The sequence below is a fragment of the Methanosphaera sp. A6 genome (assembly GCF_001729395.1).
In the GTDB taxonomy this organism is placed as follows: Archaea; Methanobacteriota; Methanobacteria; order Methanobacteriales; family Methanobacteriaceae; genus Methanosphaera; species Methanosphaera stadtmanae.
In genome coordinates this window covers 1-6,159 of sequence record NZ_MAIF01000047.1, presented here as the reverse complement: position 1 = coordinate 6,159, position 6,159 = coordinate 1, and the positions used below count along the sequence as shown (strand labels likewise).

Genomic DNA, 6,159 nt, shown 5'->3' with positions numbered 1-6,159 from the left:
ATTATTTTTTCTAGAAATAATAATTAGAAAAATGATTTTTAGTTAATTAAATACTTCTATAATGTTGTGGTTTTAGTATTATTTTTTTTTGGAGGTATCATTAATTAATTCAAGATATGTTCATATCTATTAAGATATATAGAATTGTAAACAAAATATGATGGTTTAGTATCTTGTTTATATTTTCTATAAAAGTAGGGGGAGGTTATTTTTTAACATAACTAATGGCTCTGTTAAATCCATCAACCATGTTGGAGTATTGAAACTTTTCACAGATTATTTTACGAGATTTTTTACTCATCATATCCTGTAATTTATCATCAGATAATATTTTAAGCATAGCTTCTTTAAGTTGGGTGCTGTTTTTTTCTTCAACAATAAATCCATTGTCTTTTATCATATCAGGTGCTGCTCCAACAGCATCAGTAGCAATAATTGGATTTTCATAGTACATTGCTTCATTCAATACAAATACCCAAGGATCACCCATACCTTCATTAATAGAAGGTATTACAACTAAACAACTTTCATTATAATACTTCTTTAATTGATTATTTTCAATTTTACCAGTAAATACAACGTTTTTCATGTTATTTTTCTTAACATATTCCTTTAATTTTTCTTCATCAGGACCTGTACCTATAATGATAAGTTCAGTATCACTAATATTCAATTGTTCATATGCTTCAAGAAGATATTTAACTCCCTTTCGTGGTATGAGTCTTCCAACATATAATATTTTCTTTTTATTTGTGGGAAGAGCTTTCTTTTTGAATCCTGTGATGTTACTTACATTTGGCATTATAAAGATTTTTTCTGGTTTTACTTTGATTTTATTTTGAAAGTATGATTTGTGTAGTGATCCTGGAACAAGTATTGCACTTGTATTGTTTGATAGAAATTTTATTATTCTTTCTAAAATCTTTTCTTTTAGATTTTTCTTTTTTGGCCAATCCCAGTCTTCTCTCCATATTATAAATGGTTTTTTCCTTATTTGTGTAATTGTGAATAATATGATTGTTTCTATTAGTTCTTGGGGTGTATCCCAACTTCCTCCAATTAAAATATCATAATCTGCAAATGCTTTTTTTATAAGTCCTCTTGCAAATCCATGACTATTATCTAGAATTGTATAATCAACATCTTCAAGTCCCTTTATTTTACTTGAAATATCGCTCTCATAAACATCACTTATAACATTTATATGTGTAAATACCAAGTCTAAATCATAGATTTTAGCAAGTTGCTTGAAAAATGGTAATCTATACCACATTGCAGTATTATGAGTAAATAATATTTTTGTTTTTTCCATAATGATACCACTCTTTCTATACTATTACACGTTTATATAACTGTGAATCTCCATTATCATAAATCTTGTTAGATTTTTCTATTCCTTCAGTAATTGGTATGTAGTTTCCAGCTCCATATAAGAAACTTTTATGACCAATATTATTTGAACGTAGGAACATATAGCTTCCAGGTTCCATATCTGTCGTGTTTTTAGGATTTGTTGTATGTATATCATTTAGCCAGTAGAGAAGAATATTACTAAAAGCATCAGAAAATAGTGTGTCATTTCCCTCATTTGAATAGTACTGTTTAAACCATGCAACTCCAGCATACTCTCCTTGACTAAATAGTGGAGCATCAATTGTATTATCAAGTGGTAGTGTTGAACTTTGTCCTAATTCAAGATCAATTAATCCAGTATTGAGTATGAAAAACAACACCATGAAAATACCAATAACCTTCATTATACTTCTATTTTTCTCTTTAAAGCTTGTGGATTTTATTAAACTTATTGTAGCACTACAAATATAATACAGTCCAATTACACAAAATGGTGCTAGTACTACAAATGTAACCTCATATATTCTTTGTAGACTTAATTGATCCCTAAATGCAGGTATGAATAATCCACATGCAAGTATTACTAAGTTAAATAATGCAAATGTATTATATTCCTTTGTGAAATGTAAATATTTAGGCCTGATTATATTCATTACAAATCCAACAATTATGAAGTAAACAGATAAATGAATTACACGTTGAGCATTAATACTTACAATATCCATGTACTTAAAAGGCCACCAGATATGTACTATTGTAATAATTGTAACAAGTACCATTAACATGTATTTACGTTTTAAGGACATATTCTTTACTTTCATAATAGTATCCTTAATTATTGGGTGTTGTGTAACATTATTAATATCAACATCACGGGAAATTCTCTTAAATATCTTATAACATATTACAAGTAGAATAATTCCAACGCCAATTACTATTGTTATGGATAATGGATTAATAACGCCCTTTGTAAGTAATGAATTCACATTTTTTGACACTATGCTCAATGCATCAAATAACGATGCTATAGGCTTACTATCAGCAGTAAGAGAATAATATATTATGATAAATCCTATGAAAAACAAGGATAAAGGAAGACTTATAGTTTGATTTTCTATTTTAAGATATTTACCAAAGTATTTCTTCTCAAATCCCATTTTCAATAAGATTGTATTTATAATATTTCCAAAACTACTACTAAGAATTGTTAGAGTTATTATGGTTGCAAGTAATACAAACATAAATAGGTATGTTACACTATAATGTGAGAGTATCAACCCAATTCCAAAGAGTAAATATAAAATCTTACGTTTATTCTGAGGTATTTTTCTATCAACCATTAACCATACAAGAAGCACTAGAAATATTTCAGCAATCTGCTGTCTTGCCATTTGAACCATCCACCCATATGAAAATCCATTATAAGCAATAAAGAAAAATGCTGCTAAAAATGCTACTTTACTACCAGTACGTTCTTCAAATATCTTATACAAACCAATACTTATTAGTGAGAATAAAAATGGATAAATAAACTTGAATATCCATGTTAATGTCATTCCTGATAACTTATTGTATATTGGTGCATACATTACAACACTTAACATTGCATTATATGCATGTGGCCATGTATAATCCCAAATACCATTTTTAATAACATAAGTTGCAAACTGGTATTCAAAGAAGATATCATAACCCCATATATGATTTGATATAAGTACACTATAATATAGTATGGATATTGCAACACTGAATATTGCCAGATGATAATACTCCTTCTTCAAATGTCCCCAAGCCATTAAAATTACAAGTAAACATATTGTAAGAAGAAGACCTATTTGTATCTGATTATTACCATAATACTGTAGAGTATATGCTCCAATAATTGCAATAAGCGGTAATAGACAGATAAATAGGAACTGGTTTGATGTTATCAAATCCATACTTAACTTAGAACTACTTTCATGAGAATAATCCCTATCTTTAAAATAGGAAATTACAAGTAAACCCATATTATACAGTGTAAATGTAACAAGTAACGGTATATTCTCAATAGGATGAGTAATTCCAAGTAGTGGATAAATCTGATTCATAAACAAGCCAACAAGAAGTACTGATATAACACTCAAACCCACACTAAGAAGTGTTGTAAATGTATTTCCAAGATCATGTAGTTTCAAAATCCTTAATATTATAATACCTGGAATAAATCCAAGATATAACAATGTAACAATATCTCCAAATATTGGAATATGTTTATTTATGGAAACTATACCAACAATCCACATTAAAACTTGAATAGTAACAACTACTAATAGAAATTCCCTAAATTTCCAATCATTTAATGTAAATATATTTCTAAAATTCATAGTACCTATTCCTAAATTAAAAGTTTATCATACTCATTTATTAAACTATCTATCATAACCTTCATAGAATCAACTGGTAATGATTTTCCAGCATTATTTTCTAAATCTACCAGTAATTCTCTATTATTAATTATCTTTTCTAATTTTTCTTTTAAATCATAAATATTTCCAGGCTCAAAAAGATAACCATTAACGCCATCCTTTATTAACTCTGGAATTCCTCCAATATTACTTCCAATAACTGGTGTATAATTACTAAAACTTTCATATATTACAAGAGGAGAATTATCATAACAAATAGATGGTATAATAATCACATTGGATAATTCATAGAAATGTTGTATCTTACTATTATCTACAAATCCATGAAATACTATTCTCTCATCACTTTCAGCTAATTTTCTAAATTCTTCTTCATCATAACCCTTTCCTATGATGTGTAATTTAATATCTCTATTTTCAATACTTTTAAATGCTTCAATAAGTGTTTGTACTCCCTTATGTTTTCCAAGAGTTCCAATATATGTTATATCAATTGTATCATAACTTTTTCTTGTTTTATTAGTGTTACATTCAATAGCTAATGGTATTTTAACAGAAGACGTATTTCTAAAGAAATTATTTTCTTTAAACTTATTAATCATGAAATTTGATGGAGAAATAAGTAAATCCACATGGTTATCAAGTAATTTTCTTTGAATATTCACATAACTATTACAACAAAAATTTCTTTTCTTGCATAAAGTGTTGTTTCCCCTAATTAAATTAGCTCGTGGACATATTAATGAAAAATCATGTGATTCAAATACTATAGGAATATTAAGATCACTTCCTGCTTTAAAACAGGATAATGATAATCCCTTAAAGTTATTTATATGTACTATGTCAATATCTTCATCTATGAGTATTTGTCTTATTTTATTGTATGTATCGTTATTCCATAGGTCAAATAGGTGCCATAATGGTTTTTTAACTCCAGAAGCTTCAGTTTGTTTATAAACAGGATATAATTTAGTGGTATTTAATTGGTATATTATAATAGAATCCTGTTTTATTGTATGAGGATTATTATCAGGACTTGTTGTAATAATTATAACTGTATGTTTTTTTGCCATTTGTGTAGCAATCTTTTTAACAACTATTTCTGCACCACCAAGAACATGTGGTGGATAGAGATTTGTAATATAACATATTTTCATAATAACTCCTCATAGAGTTCATATATTGACTTTGCAATCTCACTCCATTCATATTTTTGTTGTATTAGTTTTCGTCCATTTTCACCCATATTATGTTTGAGATTATCATCTGTAAGTATTTTTATTATTGCATTGGTTAGTGCCTGTGTATCCTTTGGAGGTATTATAATACCACTATTTGTTTTAATAACATCATCTGCAACACCAACAATATCAGTACTAATAACTGGTGTTTTACATGAGAGTGCCTCAAGTACTACAATTCCAAAACCCTCTTGAAGTGATGATATGGATGGTAGTATGAATAGTTCTGAATTGGCATAGTTTTCAATTACATCACTATCACTTAAAAATCCCTTAAATTCAACATTATCTTCTAATTTTAATTTATGAGTTTTTTCTTTGTAAAAGTCAAGAAGTTCACCTTTTCCACCTACAACAAGTTTAACAGTAGGTATTTCTTTTTTAACATAAACTAAAGCTTCAAGAAGATAGTCAAGACCTTTATATTTATGAAATTTATCAAGAACACTTAGGAAAAATATTTGGTTTTTTTGTCGCTTAGTATTATTAGGCTTAAACAATGATGAATCAACACCATTTGGAATGGTAGTTATCTTATCTTTATAATTTTGTAAGTGTTTTGATTTGATATAATTATCCTGTGTTATTATAATTTTATCTGCCTTATTTAATAGAAATTTAAGTGCAGTTTTATTGTAAATATTTGCAATTGTATTTGCAAAACCATTTCCAATAATATCATTATGATATGTTACTACAAGTGGTTTATTTTTAATTCTTGAAATTATATTACTCCAATCACTACTCCATGGAGTTGGAATGTGTGTATGGACAATATCAAAATTCTCACTAAGAAGTGTTCTTGGAAGACTTGGAGTAATATTAGTATTTGCAATCTTTCCATAATATTTAAGACGTTTAATTGATATGTTATCATATATTTGGTTAGTTGGAGTGTTTTCTGGTTGCTTAGCACAGATTACCTTAACTTCACAATTATCATACATAGCTAATTGTTTAGAAATATAATAAACATACTGTTCAACACCACCAATAAATGGATAAAATCGAACTGGGGTCTGTATAATCTTCAAAAATAAAACCTCACATTTTTTTTATTTAGAAAAAAGGTATCTAACATATCACATGACTTTTTACTAAAATTTTTTCATATTATATTAATATAAATATATATTATTATAATTATTTAATAGATT

General features: G+C 27.4%; 4 protein-coding genes. All 4 read right to left on the bottom strand.

Going from position 1 to position 6,159, the window contains the following annotated elements; all coding sequences use genetic code 11:
• Window positions 1-205: 205 nt before the first annotated feature.
• From A9758_RS01555 to A9758_RS01540, 4 genes are read right to left on the bottom strand one after another with little or no spacing between them, the layout of a single operon-like run.
• Window positions 206-1,312, bottom strand: coding sequence for a glycosyltransferase family 4 protein (locus A9758_RS01555; RefSeq protein ID WP_011405667.1), 1,107 nt, complete (start codon window positions 1,310-1,312; stop codon window positions 206-208).
• Window positions 1,313-1,328: 16 nt separating this feature from the next.
• Entirely contained in the window at window positions 1,329-3,719 is a 2,391-nt protein-coding gene (locus tag A9758_RS01550) for a DUF2206 domain-containing protein (RefSeq protein WP_011405668.1), read from the bottom strand.
• A gap of 11 nt (window positions 3,720-3,730) precedes the next feature.
• On the bottom strand, window positions 3,731-4,918 hold the full coding sequence (locus A9758_RS01545; protein WP_011405669.1) for a glycosyltransferase family 4 protein: 1,188 nt from the start codon (window positions 4,916-4,918) through the stop codon (window positions 3,731-3,733).
• Window positions 4,915-6,036, bottom strand: a complete 1,122-nt coding sequence (locus tag A9758_RS01540; RefSeq protein ID WP_011405670.1) for a glycosyltransferase family 4 protein — start codon at window positions 6,034-6,036, stop codon at window positions 4,915-4,917. Before A9758_RS01540 ends, A9758_RS01545 begins: the two co-directional genes overlap by 4 nt.
• Window positions 6,037-6,159: the final 123 nt, after the last annotated feature.

What these genes read in the sequence shown, in the direction of transcription:
- A9758_RS01555 (WP_011405667.1), bottom strand. Translation starts at nt 1,312, where the DNA reads ATGGAAAAAACAAAAATATTATTTACTCATAATACTGCAATGTGGTAT.
- A9758_RS01545 (WP_011405669.1), bottom strand. Translation starts at nt 4,918, where the DNA reads ATGAAAATATGTTATATTACAAATCTCTATCCACCACATGTTCTTGGT.
- A9758_RS01550 (WP_011405668.1), bottom strand. Translation starts at nt 3,719, where the DNA reads ATGAATTTTAGAAATATATTTACATTAAATGATTGGAAATTTAGGGAA.